General features: G+C 73.4%; 20 protein-coding genes. 7 read left to right on the top strand and 13 right to left on the bottom strand.

Annotated elements, in window-relative coordinates; all coding sequences use genetic code 11:
* Nucleotides 1-29 precede the first annotated feature (29 nt).
* Nucleotides 30-1,943 (bottom strand): asparagine synthase (glutamine-hydrolyzing), encoded by a 1,914-nt coding sequence (gene asnB / locus ACZ4QV_RS04925; RefSeq protein ID WP_467762584.1) that lies wholly within the window; start codon nucleotides 1,941-1,943, stop codon nucleotides 30-32.
* 506 nt (nucleotides 1,944-2,449) lie between these two features.
* Here asnB and ACZ4QV_RS04920 point away from each other — a divergent pair.
* Genes ACZ4QV_RS04920 through ACZ4QV_RS04910 form a run of 3 tightly spaced genes read left to right on the top strand, consistent with a single transcriptional unit; the run spans nucleotide 2,450 to nucleotide 5,675 of the window.
* A complete protein-coding gene (locus tag ACZ4QV_RS04920; RefSeq protein WP_361586635.1) occupies nucleotides 2,450-2,680 on the top strand; it encodes a hypothetical protein in 231 nt (76 codons plus the stop codon).
* Nucleotides 2,677-5,163, top strand: a complete 2,487-nt coding sequence (locus tag ACZ4QV_RS04915; RefSeq protein ID WP_361619077.1) for a heavy metal translocating P-type ATPase — start codon at nucleotides 2,677-2,679, stop codon at nucleotides 5,161-5,163. The genes ACZ4QV_RS04920 and ACZ4QV_RS04915 overlap by 4 nt, the downstream gene beginning before the upstream one ends.
* Entirely contained in the window at nucleotides 5,160-5,675 is a 516-nt protein-coding gene (locus ACZ4QV_RS04910; protein ID WP_361143656.1) for a copper chaperone PCu(A)C, read from the top strand. The genes ACZ4QV_RS04915 and ACZ4QV_RS04910 overlap by 4 nt, the downstream gene beginning before the upstream one ends.
* Nucleotides 5,676-5,777: 102 nt before the next feature.
* Here ACZ4QV_RS04910 and ACZ4QV_RS04905 read toward each other — a convergent pair whose 3' ends face one another.
* Nucleotides 5,778-6,359 carry a sigma-70 family RNA polymerase sigma factor gene (locus tag ACZ4QV_RS04905; protein ID WP_467762583.1) on the bottom strand — a complete coding sequence of 194 codons (582 nt, stop codon included), beginning with the start codon at nucleotides 6,357-6,359 and terminating at the stop codon, nucleotides 5,778-5,780.
* Nucleotides 6,360-6,420: 61 nt separating this feature from the next.
* Between ACZ4QV_RS04905 and ACZ4QV_RS04900 the strand changes: the two genes are divergently transcribed.
* Entirely contained in the window at nucleotides 6,421-6,636 is a 216-nt protein-coding gene (locus ACZ4QV_RS04900; RefSeq protein ID WP_361143651.1) for a zf-HC2 domain-containing protein, read from the top strand.
* A 117-nt stretch (nucleotides 6,637-6,753) separates the two neighbouring features.
* Here ACZ4QV_RS04900 and ACZ4QV_RS04895 read toward each other — a convergent pair whose 3' ends face one another.
* From ACZ4QV_RS04895 to ACZ4QV_RS04880, 4 genes are all read right to left on the bottom strand, one after another.
* A complete protein-coding gene (locus ACZ4QV_RS04895) occupies nucleotides 6,754-7,548 on the bottom strand; it encodes a PE-PGRS family protein (protein ID WP_361586644.1) in 795 nt (264 codons plus the stop codon).
* A gap of 85 nt (nucleotides 7,549-7,633) precedes the next feature.
* Complete coding sequence (locus tag ACZ4QV_RS04890) at nucleotides 7,634-8,539, bottom strand: alpha/beta fold hydrolase (RefSeq protein WP_467762582.1); 906 nt, start codon at nucleotides 8,537-8,539, stop codon at nucleotides 7,634-7,636.
* Complete coding sequence (locus ACZ4QV_RS04885; RefSeq protein ID WP_467762581.1) at nucleotides 8,536-9,219, bottom strand: MarR family winged helix-turn-helix transcriptional regulator; 684 nt, start codon at nucleotides 9,217-9,219, stop codon at nucleotides 8,536-8,538. The genes ACZ4QV_RS04890 and ACZ4QV_RS04885 overlap by 4 nt, the downstream gene beginning before the upstream one ends.
* A 164-nt stretch (nucleotides 9,220-9,383) precedes the next feature.
* Nucleotides 9,384-10,676: a glycosyltransferase family 87 protein gene (locus tag ACZ4QV_RS04880; protein ID WP_361639566.1), complete on the bottom strand. Its 1,293-nt coding sequence runs from the start codon at nucleotides 10,674-10,676 to the stop codon at nucleotides 9,384-9,386.
* Between the two features lie 150 nt (nucleotides 10,677-10,826).
* On the opposite strand from ACZ4QV_RS04880, the gene ACZ4QV_RS04875 reads away from it, so the two are divergent.
* Entirely contained in the window at nucleotides 10,827-12,428 is a 1,602-nt protein-coding gene (locus tag ACZ4QV_RS04875) for a glycosyltransferase family 39 protein (RefSeq protein ID WP_467762580.1), read from the top strand.
* Between the two features lie 151 nt (nucleotides 12,429-12,579).
* Here the strand turns inward: ACZ4QV_RS04875 and ACZ4QV_RS04870 are convergent, their stop codons facing one another.
* Both ACZ4QV_RS04870 and ACZ4QV_RS04865 read right to left on the bottom strand, forming a co-directional pair.
* Complete coding sequence (locus ACZ4QV_RS04870; RefSeq protein WP_467762693.1) at nucleotides 12,580-13,275, bottom strand: nucleoside/nucleotide kinase family protein; 696 nt, start codon at nucleotides 13,273-13,275, stop codon at nucleotides 12,580-12,582.
* Between the two features lie 8 nt (nucleotides 13,276-13,283).
* Nucleotides 13,284-14,522 carry a methyltransferase gene (locus tag ACZ4QV_RS04865; RefSeq protein ID WP_467762579.1) on the bottom strand — a complete coding sequence of 413 codons (1,239 nt, stop codon included), beginning with the start codon at nucleotides 14,520-14,522 and terminating at the stop codon, nucleotides 13,284-13,286.
* A 147-nt stretch (nucleotides 14,523-14,669) separates the two neighbouring features.
* Between ACZ4QV_RS04865 and ACZ4QV_RS04860 the strand changes: the two genes are divergently transcribed.
* Nucleotides 14,670-15,593, top strand: a complete 924-nt coding sequence (locus ACZ4QV_RS04860; RefSeq protein ID WP_361143631.1) for a universal stress protein — start codon at nucleotides 14,670-14,672, stop codon at nucleotides 15,591-15,593.
* A 29-nt stretch (nucleotides 15,594-15,622) separates the two neighbouring features.
* On the opposite strand, the gene ACZ4QV_RS04855 is transcribed toward ACZ4QV_RS04860, so the two are convergent.
* Complete coding sequence (locus ACZ4QV_RS04855; RefSeq protein ID WP_361586655.1) at nucleotides 15,623-16,159, bottom strand: GNAT family N-acetyltransferase; 537 nt, start codon at nucleotides 16,157-16,159, stop codon at nucleotides 15,623-15,625.
* Between the two features lie 155 nt (nucleotides 16,160-16,314).
* Nucleotides 16,315-16,980, bottom strand: a complete 666-nt coding sequence (locus ACZ4QV_RS04850; protein ID WP_361143626.1) for a DedA family protein — start codon at nucleotides 16,978-16,980, stop codon at nucleotides 16,315-16,317.
* A gap of 403 nt (nucleotides 16,981-17,383) precedes the next feature.
* On the opposite strand from ACZ4QV_RS04850, the gene ACZ4QV_RS04845 reads away from it, so the two are divergent.
* Nucleotides 17,384-18,082, top strand: a complete 699-nt coding sequence (locus tag ACZ4QV_RS04845; protein WP_361619075.1) for a superoxide dismutase family protein — start codon at nucleotides 17,384-17,386, stop codon at nucleotides 18,080-18,082.
* 124 nt (nucleotides 18,083-18,206) lie between these two features.
* On the opposite strand, the gene ACZ4QV_RS04840 is transcribed toward ACZ4QV_RS04845, so the two are convergent.
* The 3 genes from ACZ4QV_RS04840 to ACZ4QV_RS04830 all read right to left on the bottom strand — a co-directional run bounded on the left by ACZ4QV_RS04840 (nucleotide 18,207) and on the right by ACZ4QV_RS04830 (nucleotide 21,600).
* Complete coding sequence (locus ACZ4QV_RS04840) at nucleotides 18,207-18,680, bottom strand: DoxX family protein (protein ID WP_361143620.1); 474 nt, start codon at nucleotides 18,678-18,680, stop codon at nucleotides 18,207-18,209.
* A gap of 355 nt (nucleotides 18,681-19,035) precedes the next feature.
* Entirely contained in the window at nucleotides 19,036-20,745 is a 1,710-nt protein-coding gene (locus ACZ4QV_RS04835) for an alkaline phosphatase D family protein (RefSeq protein WP_361619897.1), read from the bottom strand.
* Nucleotides 20,746-20,955: 210 nt separating this feature from the next.
* Nucleotides 20,956-21,600, bottom strand: a complete 645-nt coding sequence (locus ACZ4QV_RS04830; RefSeq protein WP_361143613.1) for an HNH endonuclease family protein — start codon at nucleotides 21,598-21,600, stop codon at nucleotides 20,956-20,958.
* Nucleotides 21,601-21,622: the final 22 nt, after the last annotated feature.

The following is a 21,622-nucleotide window of genomic DNA, read 5'->3' as shown; positions in this document are numbered from 1 at the left end:
GCGCACGGGCTCGTAGGTGCGCGAGCGGATCAGAAGGCCAGTTCCGGGCGGTACTCGTCCAGCCACAGCGACAGGTCGACGACGCGTTCCAGACGCAGGCGGTGGCCCCACTGGAGGTGTTCGGGCGGGGTGTCTAGGAGGTCCTTGACGGCGCCCTCGTCCACCAGGTCGCGGACGCGGCCCTGACCGGCCGAGAGCGCGTCACGCGCCATGTCCTGGAGGCCGCGGTGGTACGCCGGGTGGTGGGTGGCCGGGTAGTGGTTCTTGGGGCGGTGGAGTACGGAGTGCGGGGCGAGGCGGGCGCCCGCGGCGCGCAGCAGGCTCTTCTCCCGCCCGTCGAAGTCCTGGAGCGCTGCGGGGGCGTTGAAGGCGTACTCGACGAGACGGTGATCGCAGTACGGCACCCGCACCTCCAGTCCCTGCGCCATGCTGAGCCGGTCCTTGCGGTGCAGCAGTTGGCGGAGCCAGCGGGTCAGGGACAGGTGCTGGAGTTCGCGCCGGCGGCGCTGTGCCGGTGTCTCGCCGTCCAGGTGCGGGACGGCGGCCAGCGCGGACCGGTACGTGTCGGCGCGGAACTCGCCGATGCGCAGCGTGTCCGCGAGCGCCGGGTGCAGCGGCATGGCGGCCTGGTCGCCGGTCACGAGCAGCCAGGGGAAGGTGTCGGCGTCCCGCGCGGCGGTGCTGCGGAACCAGGGGTAGCCGCCGAAGACCTCGTCGGCCGCCTCGCCGGACAGCGCGACCGTCGAGTGCCGGGCCATCTCGCCGAAGAGGAGGTACAGGGAGGTGTCCATGTCGCCGACGCCGATGGGCGAGTCGCGGGCCGCCACCACGGCCGCGCGGTGCGCCGGGTCCAGCAGGTCCCACGGGTCGAGGACGACGAGGTGGTGGTCGGTGCCGATGAAGGCGGCGGCCTCGGCCGCGTACGGGGTGTCGTGGCCGGTGCGCAGGACATCGCCGGTGAAACGTTCCACTTGGTCGCTGTAGTCGACCGCGTACGAACGGAGCCGGGCCGCCGGCCCCTCCCGTACGCGCAGTTCGTCCGCCAGCAACGCGGTCAGCACGGTGGAGTCGAGACCGCCGGAGAGCAGGGTGCACCGGGGCACGTCCGCCTCCACCTGGGCACGGGCGGCCCGCTCCACATGGGAACGGACGGTGTCCACCGTCGCGGCGATCCCGCGGTCCGGGTGCGGGCGGGCCGCAAGGCGCCAGTAGACACGCTCGGACAGACCACTCCGGTCGAAGACCGCCACGCCACCGGGTTGCACCTCCCGCACCCCCGACCAGAGCGTCTCCCCGGTGCCGAAGAGCAGGCCGTACGCCTCCCGCATCCCCCGCGCGTCGACCCGCGGCCGGCAGGCGGGGTGCGCGAACAGGGCCTTGGGTTCGGAACCGAAGACCAGGCCGCCCGGGATTCCGGCGAAGAACAGCGGTTTGACGCCCAGCCGGTCACGTACCAGGAGAAGCCGCTCCCGGCGGGCGTCCCAGACGGCGAAGGCGTACATGCCTTCCAGGCGCTCGGTGAGGCCGTCGCCCCACTCCAGGTACGCGCGCAGCACGACTTCGGTGTCGCTGCGGGTCGCGAAACGGTGCCCGCGCGAACGGAGTTCGGCCCGCAGGGCGTGGTGGTTGTAGATCTCGCCGCTGTAGGTGAGGACGGCGTCCGGCGACACCGCACCCGCGGAACTCCGCGGGGTGCGGAGCCCTTTGTGACTCTCGTCGGAGGACGGCGGTACGGGTACGGCGGCGGGCGCGACCATGGGCTGCGTACCGCCTTCCAGGTCCAGGACGGCCAGGCGCCGATGCCCGATCGCGGCGTACGGGCCGCACCAGGTGCCCGAGGCGTCGGGGCCGCGGCGGGCCAGCGCGGAGGTCATCCGCTCGATGACGGAAATCTGGGCGCGGGGGTCCTCGCGGTACGAAATCCATCCGGTGATGCCACACATGGACCCAACTCCTCGGCGATCGGCAACTGTCCGCTCACACGTCCGGGGCCGGTCGTGCGCACGCTTCACTCAGAGGTCGGGCGGGAGGGCGGACGAGTTCCCGGCGCGTTACGGGAATTCCGCCGAGGGGGTACCGGAATTCCGGTGGGGTGACGTCGTGAACGGCGGTCGCAGCCCTAGGTAGTCGGCCGGGCGGCCGGCCGGGTTCCAGCGGATGACCAGGACAAACCTCACGTGGGACAAGAGGCGGTGAGAGAGGGGGAGGGGGCCGGTCGCCGTGCCAGGATGGCGCTTCGGGCGGCGGGGCGGGGCGGCGAGGTTCTGGGCGCTGGATACGGGGCGCGGGCCCGGGGCCCGGGAAACCTGAGCTGCCTCGCGCCTGGTCTCCCGTTTCCGTTCTCCGATTCTCCCGCCTCGCCTTTTCGGGCTCGGTGAGCCCATTCCCCTTTCCCCTTTTCTCTTTCCGTCGTCTGTGTCCGAGTCTGCATCTGTGTATCGGAGCGGCCATGCCTCTCGTAGAACGTCTGTCATCCGTACGGCCCGCGAAACCGGTGATCGGGTTCGTGGCACTGCTCGCCGTCCTGTTCTTGTGCGCGTACGGGGCGGGCTCGGCCGCCGGGCCCGCGGCACCGGGCATGCGCCCGAGCGGCACGCTCCCCGGAGCGCCGCAGCAACCCGGAGGCGGTGACTCCATGGACGGCATGGACGGCATGAGCGGTATGGGCGGTATGGGATGAGCGAGCGCGTCACCGTACTGACGGTGGGCGGCATGACCTGCGCTGCCTGCGTGAACCGGGTGGAGAAGAAGCTGGGCCGGCTCGACGGGGTGACCGCCACGGTGAACCTGGCCACCGGCAAGGCCCGTGTCCGCCACCCGTCCGGACTGCCGGTGACCGATCTCTTGGCGACGGTGGAGGCCGCGGGATTCACGGCGGAACTCCCGGAGAGCCGACGGACCGACCTGGCAGAGAATGCCCCTCCTGCCGAGGGGCCGGCACCGGACGGCGAACGCGACCGTCTCCTCGTCACCGCGCTGCTGTCCGTCCCCGTACTCGTCCTGTCGATGGTCCCCGCCTGGCAGTTCCGCAACTGGCAGTGGCTCTGCTTCGCGCTGACCGCGCCGGTCGCCGTGTGGGGTGCGCTGCCGTTCCACCGCCGCGCGGCCGGCGGTCTGCGGCACGGTGCCGCGACGATGGACACACTGGTCTCACTCGGTGTGGCCGCCTCGTTCGCCTGGTCCGCGTACGCGCTCTTCCTCAGCGGCGGCACCGCGCACTTCTACCTGGAGGCGGCAGTCGGCGTACCACTGTTCGTCCTCGCGGGGCGGCGGCTGGAGGCCGGGGCCCGGCGGGGTACGGGGTTTGCGCTACGGGCGCTGGCCGAACTGGTCGGCAAGGACGTGTCCGTACGGGTACCGGCCGACGCGGCGGACAGGGGTTCCGGTGGCGGCCTCGCGGACGGTGCCGCCACTGTGGAACGTCGTATTCCGGTCGCCCGGCTCCAGGTCGGCGACCGGTTCCTCGTACGCCCCGGAGAGCGGGTGGCCACCGACGGCACGGTGGTGGACGGCAGTTCCGCCCTCGACCTCTCCCTCGTCACCGGTGAGAGCAGCCCGGTGGAGGTCGGGCCGGGATCGGCGGTCGTGGGCGGCGCGGTGAACGTGGGCGGCCTCCTCGAAGTACGGGCTGCCGCGGTCGGCGCGGACACCCGGCTGGCCCGGATCACCCGTCTCGTGGAGGAGGCGCAGACCGGCAAGACCCAGGCGCAGCGCCTGGCCGACGCGGTCGCGGGAGTCTTCGTCCCGGCCGTGCTGGCGGTGTCCGTGACCGTCCTCGGGTTCTGGCTGGGCGCGGGCGCCGATCCGCAGGCGGCGGTGACCGCCGCGGTGGCCGTCCTGGTCGTCGCCTGCCCCTGCGCGCTCGGACTGGCCACCCCGACCGCCCTGCTGGCCGCCACGGGCCGGGGCGCGCAGTTGGGCATTCTGGTCAGCGGGCCGCAGGCCCTGGAGCGGTTGCGGCGCATCGACACCCTGGTGCTGGACAAGACCGGCACGTTGACCACCGGGCGGATGAGCGTGATCGCCATGACGGTCCGCACGGGGGACACGGGGGGCAAGGGAGGCACAGGGGACACGAGCGACACGGGGGCCGCTGGGGTCACAGCAGTTGCTGGTACCAGGGACAGCAAGGACCCCATGGAACCCACGGACACCAACGGCCCCGCGCACCCCACGTGCGCCCCCGGCCTTACGGCCGACGAGACCCTTCGGCTGGCCGCCGCCGTCGAGCACGGCTCCGAACACCCCTTGGCGCGCGCCATCACCGCGTACGGTGACCAGCGCCGCGAAGCCCTCGCCGACCACCGGCCGCCCCCCACCGCGCGGCACTTCGCCGCGACCGCGGGGTACGGCGTGACCGGCGAGGTGGACGGCCGGACCGTGACCGTCGGGCGGCCCGGCGAGCTGACGGCCCTGCCCGCCTCGCTCGCGGACGCGGTCCGTACGGCCGAGACCGCCGGGCACACCGCCGTACTCGTGACCGTCGACGGCACCCCCCAGGCCGTCTTCTCCATCGGCGACACACTGCGGCCCGACTGCTACCGGGCCGTCGACCACCTGCGCCGCCTCGGTCTGCGGCCGGTGCTGGCCACCGGGGACCGCGCGGCCACCGCGCGGGCCGTCGCCGGGCACCTGGGAATCACCGAGATCCACGCAGCGGCGCTCCCCGAGGAGAAGGCCGCGCTGGTCACGACGCTGAAGGAACACGGCGGCCGGGTCGCGGTGGTCGGCGACGGAGTCAACGACGCGGCCGCGCTGGCCCGTGCGGACCTCGGCATCGCCCTGGGCAGCGGTACGGACGCCGCGATCGGCGCGGCCGACGTCACCGTGCTGCGCGAGGACCTCCAGGCCGTACCCGACGCCGTACGGCTGGCCCGGCGCACGCTGGGCACCATCCGCGCCAACCTCGTCTGGGCCTTCGGCTACAACCTGGTCACCGTGCCGCTCGCCGCCGTCGGACGGCTGGATCCGATGATCGCGGCCGCCGCGATGTCCGCGAGTTCGCTGCTGGTGGTGGGCAACAGTCTGCGCCTACGGGCATGGAAGCCGGCCTCCCGCACCTCCCGCGCCGCCAGCACCTCCCACACCTCTCGCGCCTCTCGTGCCCCGAGCACCTCTCCTGCCTCCCGCACCTCCTCCACGATCACCCCGGACGCCCCATGACACCCGCCGCCATCCCTGTCACCACAGCCACCACCGCACGCACCGCTCTGCGCTCCGCCGCCGCACCGCTCCTCGCGGGTGTGCTGACGCTCGGCTGCCTCACCGCCTGGACCGTCACCGGCAACGCGGGCACTCCGCCCCGGCTGGGCGTGTCCGACGGCCGTATCCTCACCGCCTCCAACACGGAAGCCACCGCGGCGTTCTTCACCATCAGCAACACCGGTACCACCGCCGACGAACTGACGGGCGTCACCGGCCCCGCCGGGCTGCGGGCCATGATCGGCCGCGATGTCGAGATCGCCGAAGGGGCGCACCGGATGGAGATGGCGGGCACCGTCACCGTCCCGGCGCGCGGCGAACTGCGGATGGCGCCGACCGGTCTGGACGTCATGGTCAGCCCGCCACCGCGACTGGCACCGGGCGACCGGCTCACCTTCACACTGCACTTTCGCCACAGCGGTCCCGTCACCGCCCAGGCCGTCGCCGTACGCCCTGGCCAATTGCGGCTCTGATCCGGCCGTACGCCGAGAGCCGAGAGCCGAGAGCCGGAGGCCGGTGTCCCGGGCGCACGCCCAGGACACCGGCCGTTCAAGCATCCGGCCCAGCCCTCAGCCTCACGCGGCGGAGCCCGCCGGGACCCGGGCGGGGTGCTGCTCCTGCTCCGCCAGCAAGGACACCAGCGTCTCGCGGGCCCGTGCCACCCGGGAGCGCACCGTTCCCACCGGGCAGCCGGCGATCTCCGCCGTCTCCGCGTACGGCAGACCCAGCACCTGGGTCAGTACGAACGCCTCCCGGCGGGGTGCGGGCAGCGCCGACAGCAGTTCGGTGAGGGCGATGCCCTCGTCGAAGCCGGGCACACCGCGCGGCTGGGCCTTCTCCACCGCGGTCTGCCAGTCGTCGGTCCCGGTGAGCCGCGGTCTGCTGGCCATCGACCGCAGCCGGTCGGCGACCGTCCGGCGGGCGATGGTCAGCAGCCACGTACGGGCCGACGACCGGCCCTCGAAGTGGGGCAGGCTGCGCAGGGCCCGCAGGTAGGTGTCCTGCACCAGGTCGTCGGCGGCCTGCGCGTCGCCGCTGAGGTGCGTGACGTAGCGCCGTACGTCCAGTTGTGTCGCGCGGACGAACCGTTCCACGGCCGTCTCGTCCCCGGCGCGGGCCGCCAGGGCCCAGGCCGTCACCGTACGGTCATCGCGCATGCCGCACCTCCTCGCCGCCGGTCGCGGAACCGCTGCCGCGCACGTCGGGGAGGATGGGGTCATGCACTGCTCGCGCGTACGAACCGCCGTCTCCGCCCGCCTGGACGGCGAACAACTGCCGCCGGGCGTCACGGGCGGGCTGCTCGACGCCCACCTGGCGGGGTGCGCGGACTGCCGTCTCTGGTCGGAGCGGGCAGCGGCGCTGGACGGGTTGCTCGACCGGCTGCGGCGGTCCGCCGCATACGGTGACGGCGAGGACAGGAGTCATCATCAGTAGTCCTTCGGGAGATCCGGCCCCGCCGCGTACTCGACGGACGACGGTCGGGACCGATGACGATTACAAGGACCAGGACCGGCCGGCGTGCGGTGCGAAGTCCTGGATGTGACCGTGCTGTCAGCGGACAGCGTTCTCCCGGGGCGGGCCGCGGAGCCAGATGACGTGGACGAGGATCAGCCGCCGCAGCGGCTGCCGGGGTTCGCGGCGTACCGGGCGGGCAGGCCGGGGCAGGTCCGGCAGGAGCGCGCGCAGGACGAGGGCGAGCGGCACGAAGAGCCGTACGGAGACCGTCCGTACGACGCGGAACGCCGCCCGTTCGCCGCCGCACAGCCACCAGGCACTCAGCAGCGCGACCAGAACGTGCGCCGCGACCATGCCGGTCATGCTGCCCCCCATACCTGGCATGTCGTGCATACCCGGCATGTCGTGCATGCCATGCATGTCGTGTCCGGAGTGCATGGCGTGCCCGGAGTGCACTCCGTGGGTGGACCGCATGTCGGCCATGGCCTCGCCGTACCGACGCCCGATCCCCGCCTCGTGCAGCATCTGTTCGGCCTCGCGCTGCGGGATCGGGCCGACCGTGCCGCACGTCAGCGAGGCCGCCCACCGCTGGGCCAGGGAAGCCTGCTCGCCCACGGTGCCGGGCAGGGTGGCCGCCACCGACTGGCCGAAGGAGAAGGCGGAGTGCAGCGCGGCCTGCGTCGCCAGCGTCAGCGAGGTCACGAACAGCGGTCCACGCTCGCGGCCGGCGAGGCTCCACGCCCCGAAGGCCGTTGCCGTCATCGCGCCGAGCAGTACCCACCAGGGCACGGGCGCGCCGGACATGAGGACGTGGCCGAGGGCGGCGAGCAGCACACACACCGCCGCGAACACCCCGGCCCGCAATCCCCTGAGAACGTGCCCCGCAATCATGACCCGCTCATGGTTGCACCCCGCCCCGGACGCCCGACGGCAGGGGCAGGGGCGGGGTGGCCGGCAGGCTCAGGGCCGGACAGGCTCAGTACGGAAGACCCGAGAGGAACCCGTGCAGGGCGTGGTCGAAGTGGCCGGTGTTCTCCAGGTTCACCATGTGGGCCGCGCCCGGAATCCGTACCCGTTGGGCGCCCGGCACGGCGAGGGTGATGGCGTGCGCGTTGGCGGAGATGTCGGAGCTGTCCAGGTCGCCGTCCAGGACCAGGGTCGGTACGCGGATCTCCGCCAGCCGCTCGTACGCGCCGACCTCGATCGGCACTCCGGCGCCCATGCCGCCCGCGTGCACGACCACGTTGGCGTCCGCCGAGGCCCGCATCCGCTCGCGCAGGGCGGGGTCCACGGCGTCGGGGGCGCGGTGCGGGCCGTCCACCCACATGCGCAGGAAGTGCTCGATGTAGCGCTCCGTGCCGTCCTCCTCGTCGGTGACGGCGGCCACCTGCTCCTTGATGTGCTCCAGGATGAACGGGTCGGTGAAGGCCCGGCCGCTCACCCCGGGCGAGGCCAGCGCCAGCGCGAAGACGCGGTCCGGGTGGGCGAGCGCCATGTCCAGGGCGATGCGGGCGCCGTGCGAGAGGCCGACGAGGATGGCGCGCGCTATGCCGAGGTGGTCGAGGAGGGCGCGCAGGTCCTCGTGGTTGGCGTAGTCACCGTCGACGGTGGAGGACAGTCCGTGGCCGCGTGCGTCGTAGCGGACCGTGCGCAGGCCGGATCGGGCGAGCCAGGTGAACTGCTCGTCCCACATGCGCTGGTCGAGCATCCCGCCGTGCAGCAGCACCACGGAGGGGTCGCCCTCCGTGCCGGCGCCGGCCGCCTCGTAGAACAGCTCACCGTTCTCGACCGGGACCGTGTCGTTCTCGACCTCCGTACCCCAGGCCCCGGTCTCCTGGATTCCTTGGATTCCGTGAATTCCTTGGATGTCGTCGGTCGTCATGCTCCGTGCCGTCCTGTGTGGGGTGCTGCTGTCGGGTGGGGCGCTCGGTCTGCTCGCGGTGCCCGGCCTGCCGGGGAGGTCCGGGGCGGTTGGGGCTCCCGGGAGGTTTGAGGTGCCTGGGGCCTTCGAGGTTCCCGGGGTGTCCGAGGTTCACGGGATGTCCGAGGCTCCCGGGGCGGAACCGCCGTACGGGAGGGGCCGGGGTGCGCCGGTTCGTCCCGGGCCGGCGCCCGGAGGTCCTCGCCGAGGCGGTCGAGCACGCGCAGGGTGGTGGCCACGTCGGCGGCCGGCACCCCGGCCAGCATCCGCCGCAGCCCGGCCGCCTCGGACTGCTGGAGCGCGCTCAGCACCTCGGCGCCTTCCGGTGTGAGCCGGATCAGAGGGGAGCGCCGGTGCGCGGGGTTGGGGACGGCCTCCAGGAAGCCCAGGTCCGTCGCGTGGTTCACCCGGCGCTGTACGGGCTGGCGGTCCAGGCCCAGGGCGCGGGCCAGCTCCGGTACGGTGCTCGGGCCGTGCGTACGCAGGGTGTCCAGCAGGGCGCACTGACCGGCCGTCAGGCCCGTACCCGCCAGTTCCCGTTCCACGGCGCGTACGACCGCCCGGTGCAGCGGCCACAGGCGGCGGATCACCTCGTACGCGAGATGCTCGGCGGAGTCCGCGCCGCCCTCGGTGACACTCATGGTGTCATGATGACATCGGCGGTGTCGTTACGGAAGTCGCCCCCCGCGCCCGGCAGTTACCGCCTTCCGCGACGCGCGTCGCATCCGCGAAATCCGTTGATTCCGTTCTGTGTACGGATGAGGGGGCGGCGAAGTTCCCGACCCGATGCCGTCTTTTTCTTGTCTCATGGCAGAGGGCGGCGTACGGGTACGGTCCCGCGCCACAGGCGCCGGGCGGACAGCCGGGCCGCGGCGAGCAGCAGCAGGTTGCGCGCGTACAGGTTGGCGATGGACAGCCAGGACGCGTCGTCCCGCAGCCCGCGGTACAGGAGCGGGAAGTCCAGTGTGGTGAAGAGGCAGGCCGCCAGGATCAGCAGCGCGACCGGACGCTGGGTGGTGTCCCCACGCAGCAGGCAGACCGCGGCCAGACCGAGCAGCCAGACCATGTACTGCGGGCTGATCACCCGGCTGGTGACCACGAACAGGAGCGTGGCGGTCAGCGCGGCGTCCGGCAGGACCCGGGCGGCGGTGCGGTCCGACCGGTGCCGCCACCACAGCAGCCAGCCGAAGGCCAGCACGGTCGACACCTGCATGGCGGCGCTGACCCCGTTCACCCACGGGCCGACGAACTCGTGTGATCCGTCCTTCGCCGCCCAGGTGCCGCTCCAGCCGAGGTGCCGGGCCACATGGAACGGCAGGGAACCGACCGACTCGATCTGGATGCCGCGCGACTCCTGGGCGGAGAGGAAGGAGAACGCGTTCGGCATGGCGAGGGCGAGAGCGGCGGTCACGGCCGCGCCGGTGACGGCGGCGGCCGTCCAGGCGGTACGGGTGCGGCGGCCCCGCGCCGTGCCGGCGAGCAGCAGCGCGGGCCAGACCTTGACGACGGCGGCGAGCGCCGTCACGGCCCCGAAGACCCGGTCGGCCCAGGCGCGCCGCGCGGACGCGGCCACCAGGGCGAGCATCGCCAGAGCGGTCACGTGCAGGTCGAAACGGTTCCACGGCATGGTGCTGAGGACGGCCAGGCCCACGGTCCACAGCCAGGGCGCCGCGAGCGAACGCCCGCGCCGCCGCGCCACCCGCACCAGCAGTACGAAGATCGCGGCATCGCACAGCGCGGCCAGCACGATGAAGGCGTGCCCGAAGCCGAGGCCGGGGACGAGTCCGGGCGCCAGGATCGGCAGGGCCGCGCCCGGCGGGTACTGCCAGCTCATGTCGTGCAGCGGGAAGCTGCCGCCGCTCAGGACCGTGTACCAGCCGGTGTAGACCTTGCTCACGGACGGATCGAGCCCGCCGCCTCCCACGAACGGGCTGATCTTCAGGGCGGCGGGCACCAGCCAGAGCCGGGTGAGGAACCAGACGGCGAGCAGGGGCGGGAGTGCCGTACGGGGGCGGGTGGGCGTGGGGTCGGGCGCGGGCGCCGGGGTGGTCGCGGGGGCGACGGCGGCGATGGCGCGGGCGGCGGTCTGGTCGGGCACTGCGCCGAGGGCTCCGTTCTTCGTACGGGGGGTGGTGCGTCAGGGCGGTGGCGGTAGGGCGGTACGGCGCAGACCTGTGAAGTCGGCAGGTCGCGGCCTACGCACAAGGTGTATACATGCGATGTATACGTGCAGTGTAGAGTCCTCGTCATGCCCGCTGAAGCCGCCCCCGCCGCACCGGCCGCTGCCCCCACTGCCCTCCCTGCCCGACGTGGCGTCACCACCGCACCCGCGCCCGCTTCCGCGTCTGCTCCCGCACCCGTTCCCGCCTCCGCCCTCGCGCGGCTCGCCGTCCCGGCGCTGCCCGCCCTGCTGGCGCTGGCGCTCGGCCTGTGGGGCATCCGGCGAGAGGACAGCCTGTGGCGGGACGAGGCCGTGACCTGGCAGGTCGGGCAGCGCTCGGTGGCGGAGATCTGGGACCTGCTCGGCCAGGTGGACGTCGTGCACGGCCTCTACTACGTGCTGATGCACGGGGTCTTCGAACTCTTCGGCGCCGGCCCGGTGGTCCTCCGGATGCCGTCCGTCCTGGCCGTCGCCGCGGCCGTTGCCGCCATCGCCGCGGCCGGACGCCGCCTCGCCGGGCCGTGGGCCGGTCTCGCCGCCGGGCTGGTCCTCGCGCTGATACCCAACATCCAGCACTACGCCCAGGAAGGCCGGGCGTACGCGCTGGTCACGGCCGGCGTGGCGATCGCCACCCGGCTTCTGGTGAGTGCGGCGGACGCGTCGCAGAACGCAGGGGCGGCCGTAGGGCGGCGCCGCCGGCCGCGCTGGGCGGGCTGGGTGGGCTGGGCGGGCTGGGCCGGCTATGTCCTGGTCATGCTCACCACGGCCCTGCTGAACTGGTTCTCGCTGTTCGTCCTGCCCGCGCACGCCGTCACCGTGCTCGTCGCCCGCCGCCGCGGTGCGCGCCCGCTGCTCGTCCCGTGGTCGGTGTCGGCCGCCGTGGTGCTGGCCGGCGCACTGCCGCTCATCCTGGCCAGCCGGGCCCAGTCGGACCAGGTGTCGTGGATAAAGCCCGTCGCCGTGTCCACCGTCCTGGGCGTCGGTGTGTTGCTGCTCGTGGCGCTGGTGTGCGCCCGCGTCCCGTACCCGGGCCGTGGCCGCGCGGCCGTGTCACCGGCCTCCGTCGGGCTGCCGCTGCTCGCCGTGCCGCAAGGCGGTCTGCTGCTGGCCTCCGTCCTTGTGGAGCCCGTCTACCTGGACCGCTACGTCCTCTACACGAACCTCGGTTTCGCCCTTCTGCTCGGCGTCGGCGTCGCCGCTGCCGTCCAGGCGCTCCCGGCCCGTACGGGGGTGCTGCTCGCGGGTGTGACGGCGACGGCTTTCGTGGCGCTGCTGCCCGTGGAGACCGGCCTGCGCGCGCCGGAGAGCCGGGCGGACGACGTGCTGCGGGCGGCCGACCGGGTCGCGGCGGTCGCGCGGACGGGCGACGGCGTGCTGTTCATACCGGCCGCCCGGCGCGACACGGCACTGGTGACGCCGTCGGCCTTCACCGGTCTCGACGATCTGGCGCTGGCCGAGAGCCCGGCGGCCTCCGGCACCATCAAGGGCGTCGAGGGCAGCGCCGAGCAGATACGTACCGCCATGCTGGCCGCGTCCCGCATCGTGGTCGTCACCGACACCCGCCGGGCCGCGCCGCCCGCACCCGTACGCGAGACCGAGAAACTCCGCGTCCTCGGCCGGCACTTCGAGCGGACCGACCGCACGGACACCGTCGGCCGCCGCATAGAGGTCTACGAGAAGGTGCGCTGACCGGCCACGGAAGCACTCGGCCCGCACGCCCAGCCGTACGGCGACGGCCGCGGTGACCGGGCCACCGAACCCGGCCGCGGTGACCGGGCCACCGAACCCGGCCGCGGTGACCGGGCCACCGAACCCGGCCGCGCCGGCCGGCCCGGCGTCCTCACGCCCCGCCGTACGGTTCCGGTGCCGCGTCCGGGGCGAACCTGACGACCAGATCGGCGCGCTCCCGCCCGGCCGTCACCAGGCGGGCGTTGACTTCGTCCGAGGTCCGCACGAACCGCTCGGCGTGCGCGCGTGCTTTGCCGAACCGCTCGTGCCGGTCGACCAGGCGCCGCACCCGTTCCGCGTCGTCCAGGTCCACGTACCAGACCTCGTCGAGGCACGCCCTGGCGTCCGTCCACGGCGGGTCGTCGAGCAGTAGGTAGTTGCCCTCGGTCACGACGAGCGGCACGTCGGGCGCCACCGGGACGCTGCCCGCCACGGGCTCCTCGACACGGCGGTCGAAGGCCGGGGCGTAGACCGTGGTGTCCGGGGCGGGGGAGCGCAGGCGGGCCAGCAGGGCCGCGTAACCGGCGGCGTCGAAGGTGTCCGGCGCTCCCTTGCGGTCCGTGCGCCCCAGGCGGCGCAACTCCGCCTCGGCGAGGTGGAAACCGTCCATGGGCACGAGCACCGCCGACCCGGCCAGCTCGGCCACCAGACGGGCGGCCAGGGTGGACTTGCCCGAGCCGGGCGGCCCCGCGATCCCGAGGAGCCGACGGCGGGCCGGAGTGGCGGAGGCGGTGAGCCGCCGGGCACGGTCGACGAGTTGTCGCAGGTGCGTGAGCTCGGTCAGATCCTCGCTCAGGCCCTTGCTCATGTCCTGGGTCATGTCCTCGGTTCCTGCCCGGCCCCTGCGGACTCCGCAGCTCCCGCCGCCCCCAGCCGCCACAGCGAGGTCACCTCGGCGGCGCGGGCCGTGTGCAGGGGGTCGTCGGCGTCCCGGGCCCGAGGGTGCCGGGGCCGGATGTCCAGACGGTCGAGGACCGTCAGGCCCGCCGCGTCGAACGCGGCGGTCAGTTCGGCGCGGGAGCGCAGCCCGAGGTGTTCGGCGATGTCGGACAGGATCAGCCAGCCCTCGCCGCCTGGTTCGAGGTGGGCGGCCAGGCCGTCCAGGAAGCCGCGGAGCATCCGGCTGCCCGGGTCGTAGACCGCGTACTCGACGGGGGAGGTGGGCTTGGCCGGTACCCACGGCGGGTTGCAGACGACGAGCGCCGCGCGTCCGGCCGGGAACAGGTCGGCTTCGAGGATCTCCACGCGGTCGGCCACGCCGAGCCGTTCGGTGTTCTCCCGCGCACAGGCCAGGGCCCTCGGGTCCTGGTCGGTTGCCACCACGCGGGACACACCGCGCCGGGCCAGCACCGCGGCCAGGACGCCGGTGCCGGTGCCGATGTCGAACGCCGGCCCGGGGACGGAGGGGAGCGGTGCCTGGGCCACCAGGTCGACGTACTCGCCGCGCACGGGGGAGAAGACGCCGTAGTACGGGTGGACACGGTCGCCGCCGAGCGCCGGTATGCGGACGCCGTTTCTGCGCCATTCGTACGCGCCGATCACACCGAGCAGTTCGCGCAGCGAGACGATCAGGGGCGGGGCGGGGTGCGTCGCGGAGCGGTGTGCGGTGCCGTCCGGACCGTCCGGGGCGTCCGTGCTGTCCGGGCCGTACGCCTGGAGGCACGCCTCCCGTACGTCGGGCGCACGGCGCAGTAGGAGCTCGTACCCGGGGTCCAGGGACACCAGCAGCATGCCCAGAATGCGGGCGCGCTGACTCTGCGCGGCCCGGTGCAGGTGGAAGGCCTGGGCGGGGTCGGCCGGCGGCCGTTTGCGCGGGCGGCGGTCGATGCGGCGGGCCAGCGCCGTCAAGAGCTGGCGGGCGTTGTGGAAGTCGCCGCGCCACAGCAGCGCCGTGCCCTCGCAGGCGAGCTTGTAGGCGTCGTCGGCCTTCGTACGGTCGTCGGCGACGACCACCCGGCGGGGCGCCGGCGTGCCGCTCTCGGAACGCCAGCGTGCGGTGCGGGCCGCGCCGGCCTCGGTCCACTCGACGGACTGCGGGGCCTGAAGTGTGTTCATTGCGTCCCAGGTAAGGGGCTGAGAAGTGACGTTCGACTCTACTCCGTGCCGGGGAGGGACCTTCGTCCCCTGTCTTCGGGACGGCCCGGGGTAGGAGTATGTAAATAGTTGGGCATAGCACACGCTGTCGGTCGTATGGAGGCGTACATGGACACCCTGCCGGTCATTGTCGCGGTGGACGGATCTCCCGACAGCGAACGGGCGCTGCGCTGGGCGATCGAGGCGGCCCGGCTGCGGTCCGCGCCGCTCCAGGTCGTACACGTCTGGCCGTACGTCACCTCGGAGGGCCGCGCGGCGGCCGAATCCGGCATCGGCGACCCGGTCCTGGACGAACTGCGCAAGACGCTGGACGGGCAGGCCGACACGGCCGGGCTGCCGGGCATCGAATTCCGCAGCCTCAGCGGGCTCACCGACACGCTGCTGCCCGCCCTCGGCGCCGAGGCGCAGCTGCTGGTGCTCGGCTCGCGCGGGCGCGGCGGCTTCGCCAGCCTGCTGCTCGGTTCGAACGGCATGGCGTGCGCGGCGCACTCGGAAGGGCCGGTGGTGGTCGTGCCGCGCCCGGACCGGGCCGGCGCCGGGCCCGGTGCGGACGGTGAGGCGGTCCGCCCCGACCCGCCGCAGGTCACCCTGGGCGTCGACGCCTCCTCGGACGAACCGGGCGCGATCGGCTTCGCCTTCGCCGAGGCGAGCCGTCGCGGAGCCCGCCTCAAGGTGGTCTCCGGCTATGCCTGGCCGATGCTGACACCGCCGTCCTTCGAATACATCGCGGCCTACGAAGGAACCCAGCAGGAGTACGAGAACGCGCTGGTCGAGCAGGTGACGCAGACGCTCGCGCCGTACCGGGAGCGCTACCCCGAGGTGGCGGTGACGGCCGAGCTGCGGAACGCGGACGCGGCCGGGCAGCTCGTCGAGGCGTCCAAGGCCAGCGATCTGGTCGTGGTCGCCCGGCACCGCAGGCGGCTGCCGGTCGGCCGTCGGCTCGGCTCGGTCGCCCACGCCGTACTGCTGCACGCGGTGTGCCCGATCGCGGTCGTGCCGGAGGGGACGGAGCGGAGCGGGGAAGCGGAGTAGCGCGAGCGCTCCTCCCCCTGCCCCTCTCCTCAGTCGATGCCGAACGCCTCCGCGTAGCGCACCGTGCCGCGCGGAGGTGTGCTGCCGTCCAGGGACAGGGCCAGGAACGCTTCGTCCGGCCACTCCTGCGGCGGCAGGATGCCGAAGCGGGAAGCGGGCTCGAAGCCGAACCTGGGGTAGTACGGCGGGTGGCCCAGCACGACTGCCGTCCGCTCGCCGGCCGACCGGGCCGCGTCCAGCAGGGCCCGGACGACCGCGCTGCCCGCGCCCTGCTCGTGGTACTCGGGCAGCACCGCGCAGGGCGCGAGCGCGACGGCCGGCTCGCCGGCTATGTGACAGCGGGTGAGCAGCGCGTGCGCGACGACGGGGGCGGGCGCCGCCGCGGTGCCGGCCGGTTCGGCGGCGGGCCCGGCCACGTACGAGAGGCCCGGCAGCCAGGCCGCCGGGTCCTGCCGCAGCGCGTCGACGAGGTCGGCCTCGCCCGCGGTCTCGAAGGCGGCGAGGTTGATCCGGCGGACGGCCGGGACGTCCTCGGGAGTCTCGGGGCGGCACTGCCAGGTGTTCATGCCCACATGGTCGCACCGGGGTCTGACAATCCGCCCGGGCTTCTCCTCCGGCCTTGAGGCCCCGGCCCTCCGCCCGGACACCTCCCGGCCCTCCGCCCGGACCGCTCCCGATCCTCCCCCCCCGGATCTCCCGCCTGCCGGGCTCCGGCAGGCGGTCAGTCCGAGCCGGCCGCCGGGAACGCCGCAGCCCGGCGTTCCGGCCTGCGCATCAGGAAGACCGCCGCGGACCCGGCCGCGAACAGCGCGAACACCGACATGGCGGTGCTGATCCACGACACCCCCAGCCACTGGCCGCCCACATAGCCCAGGCTCACCCCGTACGCGGCCCAGGCCAGCCCGGCCAGCGCGGACCACGGCAGGAACTCCCGGACCGTACGGTGCGCGACCCCCGCGCCGAGGCTGACCACCGACCGTCCGGCGGGCGCGAAACGGGCCAGGACGACGATGCCGCCGCCGCCCCGCGTCAGCGCCGCACCGAGCCGTTCCTGTGCCGCGGTCAGCCGCCGGGAGCGGGCGATGGCGCGGTCGAACCGGTCGCCGCCGCGCCAGGCGAGCCGGTAGGCGACCATGTCGCCGAGCACCGAGGCGGTCGCGGCGCACAGCACCAGGGCCAGCATCTCGGCGATGTCGGCGTCACCGCGTACGGAGGTGGAGACGCCCACCGCGCCGGCCGCGGTGCGGGTGCCCGCGGCCGTGGTGGCCGCGGTGATCACCAGGACACCGCTGGGCAGGATCGGCACGAAGACGTCGAGGAGTACGGAGAGACCGACGATCGCGTAGACCCAAGGGGTGTCGCTCAACGACCCCAGGCTTTCCAACAACGTCCTACTCCTGATCCGATCCCCTGCCGCGACGTCGCATCGGCGGCTGGGGCGGCTGTACCGCCATACAGCGTACGCCTGGCCGGTCCGCCGTGACGTTCCAGGGCGCACGGTGTTGTCGGCTTCACACCCCCGCGGGACCGCCCCGGGCGGCACTGTCACCCGTCTGCTCCGGCCGTGGCGCAAAAGAGCGCGGCTTTGGGCATGTTATGTGCCGATATAAGCGCCTTGTGAAGCGCGCAAACAGGGTGCTCCGGAGCGGAACGGCACACGAATGGAGACAGGGATGCAGACGTTGAGGGAGTCGTCAGCGGCGCCGGAGTCGTCGGAGGCGTCGGAGGGCGCGGCGGGACCGGCTGCCGGCGGCAAACGGTCCGTGAACGGCGGACGGGCCGGAAGTGGCATGACGCCGGCACCGGCACCGACGCGAACGCGGCCGCGGACGGCCGTCAGGGCGGCGGGCGCCTCCGCGGCGGCCCTCGTCACGGCGGGCACGCTCCTGCTCGCCCCGGCGGCCGTCGCGGCGGACGGCGACAAGGTCACGAAGAACACCGTCAATCAGGACTACTCCGTCACCATCGCGGCGCAGTTCACCCGCCCGAACGGCGCGATGCTGAGCAGCGCGCTGACGTACGACCCCAAGCTGGTGCCCGTGAACTCCCGCGTCACGGTCAGCGAGCGCGCCGACAGCGCGCGTACCCGGGTCGGCCTGCGGGTGGCCGGTCTGGTGGCGAACCGCACCTACGGGGCGCACGTCCACACGGGGACGTGCGGGGTCCGCCCGGAGAGTTCGGGGCCGCACTACCAGCACCGCAAGGACCCGCGTACCCCCTCCGTCGACCCGGCGTACGCCAACCCGAAGAACGAGGTCTGGCTGGATTTCACGACCGACGGGCAGGGCGAGGGGAGCGCCGTGTCCCGGAACGCCTGGCGTTTCCGGTCCGGTGAGGCGCGGTCCGTGGTGATCCACGAGCGGCGTACCGCGACCAAGGCCGGGGTGGCGGGGACGGCCGGCCGGGTGGTCGCGTGCTACTCCGTGCCGTTCAACCAGTCGAAGGAAGCCGCGAAGGCCGTCACCGGCCTCCTGTCGAAGCTCTTCTGACGGCGGCACCGGTGCTGCCCGTCACCACGTTCTGACGCGGCTCGGAAAGAGCGGCGGCCCCCGGTACGTACCGGGGGCCGCCGCTCGTCGCCGGGTGACGGCCGTACGGGCCGCCGGTGTGCGGTCAGGCCGCGCTCGGCTCGCGCTGGGCACCGGCCGTGGCGTCGGCCGGCTGCCGGGAGCGGAAGAACAGGCGGTCCAGCGACCAGGAGCCGGGGCCGGTGAAGACCAGCAGCAGGAACGCCCAGCAGAACAGCACGGACAGCTCGCCACCGTTCTGCAGCGGCCACAGGGACTCGCCGGCGTGCACCGAGAAGTACGCGTACGCCATGGAGCCGGAGCTGATCAGGGCCGCGGCGCGGGTGCCGAGGCCCAGCATCACCAGGACGCCCCCGACGAACTGGATGACGGCCGCGTACCAGCCGGGCCAGCTGCCCGCGGGCACGGTGAGCCCCTTGCCCATCGCGCCGCCGAGGATGCCGAACAGCGAGGACGCGCCATGGCAGGCGAAGAGCAGGCCGGTGACGATGCGGAAGAGCGAGAGGGTGTGCGGCTTGATTCGTTCGGTGAGCTCGGTCACCGGGGATTGAGCGGACATGAAGGAACTCCTGCGGTTTCGGGGACGGGAACCGACAAGGAGAAAGGTTAGGGAGACCTAATAGGTACTTGCAAGTTCAACATCTGGCCATATCCGGCCGTTGGCCGAAAACGGTCATGGCGCGAAGTGGCGCTCGCGCGGCGGCGTGCGGCGGCGAGATTGTTTGCATCGGCCACCGAATTCACCCCGGGATGCCCCGCAATGCGCCCGTCCGCCGGGCGGAACGCGCCGGTGGCAGCAGAAGCCCGGTCGGACGAAAAGCGCGGCGACAGGTCAGGCAAAAGAACGGGTGAAGAGCCCGGCGAAAGGGTGAGGGGCGAGCGGGGACACCTGACCCTCCCCCCCGCCTCCGCCTCTATCCCGTCCCCGTCCCCGTTTCAGTTTCCGTCCCCGTTTCCGGCTCCCGGCGGCCCGCCACCTGCTCGTCCCACGCGCAGACCAGCCGTGCGCCACCGCCCTGCTCGCGCTGGGCCTGGTCCAGCCGCAGCCGCGCCGTGCGCCCGTTCAGTGCCAGGGTCATCAACTGGTTGCCGAACCACGGGCCGCCCGTGCGGCGCCAGCCGATCGACGGCCGCTCCAGCCGGGCGTGCCGGGCCAGGGCGTGGCCCAGCCGGCGGCCGAGCCGGCTCCACCCGAAGCGGAAGCCGGCCCGCATGCTGGCGGGAATGCTGTTGTGCACGGGTGAGCAGGTGAGCTGAAGGACGCGCGCGGCGGGCGCGGAGCCGTCGCGCCAGTGCGGCTCGGCCACGTACGCGTGGTGCACGTCGCCGGACAGCACGCACACCGTCGCCGGTGCCGCGTCGCCCGACCCGGCCTCGGCGAGCAGGTCGGTGAGCGCGGCGAAGGACTCCGGGAAGGCCGCCCAGTGCTCCAGGTCGGCCCGCTGCCGCAGCGACTCGCTCCGGCGCGCCCAGCGCGCGCCGCGCGCCCCGGCGCACAGGGCGGCGTTCCAGCCCTCCGCGTCGTGGACCAGGTTCGGCAGGAGCCAGGGCAGGGAACTGCCGATGAGCAGGTGGTCGTACGCGCCGTGGTCGGCCAGCACCTGTTCGCGCAGCCACTCCGCCTCGGCCGGGTCGAGCATCGCCCGCCGCCCCTCGTCCAGGACGCGGGTGGCGCGGGTGTCGACCATGACCAGCCGTACGCGGCCGAAGTCACGGCGGTAGCTCCAGCGCGCGCAGCCCGGGTCGGCGTCGGCCGCCGCGGCGAACTCCCGCACCAGGCCGGTGCCGTCCGGCAGGGCGCGGACCCGGGCGTACAGCTCGTCCTTCTCCAGCTCGGCGGGGGAGAGGTTGCCCAGGTGCTGATACACCCAGTAGGACATCAGGCCGCCCAGTACCCGCTCGCGCCACCAGGAGGTCGCGCGCATCCGGGCCTGCCAGGCGGCCGAGGTGTTCCAGTCGTCCATGACGTCGTGGTCGTCGAAGATCATGCAACTGGGGACGGTGGACAGCAGCCAGCGCACCTCCGGGTCGAGCCAGGATTCGGTGTAGAGGTGGGTGTACTCCTCGTAGTCCGCGACCTGCTGCCAGGGCGGCTCGGAGGTGTCGCGGCGGGTGGCGAGCAGCCGGGCGGTCGCGTCCGAGGTCTGGTCGGCGTACACCTGGTCGCCCAGCAGGAGCAGGACGTCCGGGCGCCGGCGCGCGGGGTCGGCGGCGAGTGCGGCGGCGAGGGTGTCCAGGGCGTCCGGGCCCACCGGGTCGTGCGCGTCGGCGGGCGGCGCGGCCCAGCGGCAGGAGCCGAACGCGACCCGCAGGTGCTGGTCCGCCGGGGCGTCGCCCGGGGCCGCCGGTGTGTGGATCGTGCTCTCCGGGAAGCGGCTGCCGGGCTGCGGCCAGACCTGCTCGCCGTCCAGCAGGACCCGGTACGGGGTCTCGCTGCCCGGTGTCAGGCCGGTGACGGGCACCAGCGCGTAGTGGTGCCCGGCCACCTGCCACGTGCGTTCGGCGCCGCCGGCGCCGTTCTCGCAGCGGACGTGCACCTCGCAGGGCCGGTCGGTCTCGACCCACACCGTCGCGCTGATCTCGTCCACGTACCGCAGCAGCGGCCCCAGGCGCAGCCCGGCCATCGGCGATCCTCCCCTCGTACGGGCCGGTGCCCGTACGTGTGTGCTCAGAGGATAGGAGCCGGTCGCGGGTGACGGGACGGCTCCGCCCTCCTCGCGGGGAAAGACGGAGCCATCCGGTCGTACGGTTGCGTCGTCGGGCTGCCCGGCCCTGCGCCTGTCAGGCGGGACGGCAGGAGTAACCATTCAGCGGCGGCCGCCCGGAGACGGTGTTCAGCAGCGGTCCAGGATCTTCTTCAACGCCGCCTTCTCGGCCGCGTCGGCCGTCAGCCCGTACACGTGTTTCACCGACACCCACATCCGGGCGTACGTGCAGTGGTACGAGGTCTTCGGCGGCAGCCACTTGGCCGGGTCCTTGTCGCCCTTCTCCTGGTTCACGTTGTCGGTGACGGCGATCAGTTGCGCGTGGGTGAGGTCGTTGGCCAGTTCCTTGCGGCGCTCGGTGGTCCACTTCGAGGCGCCGGACTTCCACGCCTCCGAGAGCGGGACGACGTGGTCGATGTCCACGTCGGACGCCTTGTTCCACACACCGTCGTCGTAGGCCGACTTCCAGGTGCCGCTGGTCGAGGCGCACTTGCCGTCGGTCTGCACGTTCTCGCCGTCCCGCTTGAGCACGACCTCGCGGGTGTTGCAGTTCTTGCCCTGGTCGGACCAGTGCGGGAACTTGTCGCGGCTGTAGCCGTCCTGCGAGCCCTGGGGCGCTTCCTTGATCTGGGCGAGGTACGTACGGGCCGTGGCGGCGTCCGGCGGGGTGGGCGGTGCGGCCTGGGCGCTCTGGGTGCCGAGCACCAGCGTGCAGGCGAGGGCGGCGGCGGAGCCGGTGGCGACCGCTACGCGACGCGCGTAGACCTTGGGCATGCTAACTCCCTGTCAGTGGGGG

The sequence above is a fragment of the Streptomyces sp. NPDC026394 genome, from assembly GCF_055567735.1.
Note: the sequence above shows the minus strand (reverse complement) of the source record. Positions and strands in the feature narration are given on the sequence as shown.

What these genes read in the sequence shown, in the direction of transcription:
- ACZ4QV_RS04870 (WP_467762693.1), bottom strand. Translation starts at nt 13,275, where the DNA reads ATGAGCAAGGGCCTGAGCGAGGATCTGACCGAGCTCACGCACCTGCGA.
- ACZ4QV_RS04855 (WP_361586655.1), bottom strand. Translation starts at nt 16,159, where the DNA reads ATGAACACCTGGCAGTGCCGCCCCGAGACTCCCGAGGACGTCCCGGCC.
- ACZ4QV_RS04840 (WP_361143620.1), bottom strand. Translation starts at nt 18,680, where the DNA reads ATGTCCGCTCAATCCCCGGTGACCGAGCTCACCGAACGAATCAAGCCG.
- ACZ4QV_RS04860 (WP_361143631.1), top strand. Translation starts at nt 14,670, where the DNA reads ATGGACACCCTGCCGGTCATTGTCGCGGTGGACGGATCTCCCGACAGC.
- ACZ4QV_RS04895 (WP_361586644.1), bottom strand. Translation starts at nt 7,548, where the DNA reads ATGATTGCGGGGCACGTTCTCAGGGGATTGCGGGCCGGGGTGTTCGCG.
- ACZ4QV_RS04875 (WP_467762580.1), top strand. Translation starts at nt 10,827, where the DNA reads ATGCCCGCTGAAGCCGCCCCCGCCGCACCGGCCGCTGCCCCCACTGCC.
- ACZ4QV_RS04830 (WP_361143613.1), bottom strand. Translation starts at nt 21,600, where the DNA reads ATGCCCAAGGTCTACGCGCGTCGCGTAGCGGTCGCCACCGGCTCCGCC.
- ACZ4QV_RS04885 (WP_467762581.1), bottom strand. Translation starts at nt 9,219, where the DNA reads ATGAGTGTCACCGAGGGCGGCGCGGACTCCGCCGAGCATCTCGCGTAC.
- asnB (WP_467762584.1), bottom strand. Translation starts at nt 1,943, where the DNA reads ATGTGTGGCATCACCGGATGGATTTCGTACCGCGAGGACCCCCGCGCC.
- ACZ4QV_RS04890 (WP_467762582.1), bottom strand. Translation starts at nt 8,539, where the DNA reads ATGACGACCGACGACATCCAAGGAATTCACGGAATCCAAGGAATCCAG.
- ACZ4QV_RS04865 (WP_467762579.1), bottom strand. Translation starts at nt 14,522, where the DNA reads ATGAACACACTTCAGGCCCCGCAGTCCGTCGAGTGGACCGAGGCCGGC.
- ACZ4QV_RS04920 (WP_361586635.1), top strand. Translation starts at nt 2,450, where the DNA reads ATGCCTCTCGTAGAACGTCTGTCATCCGTACGGCCCGCGAAACCGGTG.
- ACZ4QV_RS04910 (WP_361143656.1), top strand. Translation starts at nt 5,160, where the DNA reads ATGACACCCGCCGCCATCCCTGTCACCACAGCCACCACCGCACGCACC.
- ACZ4QV_RS04845 (WP_361619075.1), top strand. Translation starts at nt 17,384, where the DNA reads ATGACGCCGGCACCGGCACCGACGCGAACGCGGCCGCGGACGGCCGTC.
- ACZ4QV_RS04835 (WP_361619897.1), bottom strand. Translation starts at nt 20,745, where the DNA reads ATGGCCGGGCTGCGCCTGGGGCCGCTGCTGCGGTACGTGGACGAGATC.
- ACZ4QV_RS04900 (WP_361143651.1), top strand. Translation starts at nt 6,421, where the DNA reads ATGCACTGCTCGCGCGTACGAACCGCCGTCTCCGCCCGCCTGGACGGC.
- ACZ4QV_RS04915 (WP_361619077.1), top strand. Translation starts at nt 2,677, where the DNA reads ATGAGCGAGCGCGTCACCGTACTGACGGTGGGCGGCATGACCTGCGCT.
- ACZ4QV_RS04905 (WP_467762583.1), bottom strand. Translation starts at nt 6,359, where the DNA reads ATGCGCGATGACCGTACGGTGACGGCCTGGGCCCTGGCGGCCCGCGCC.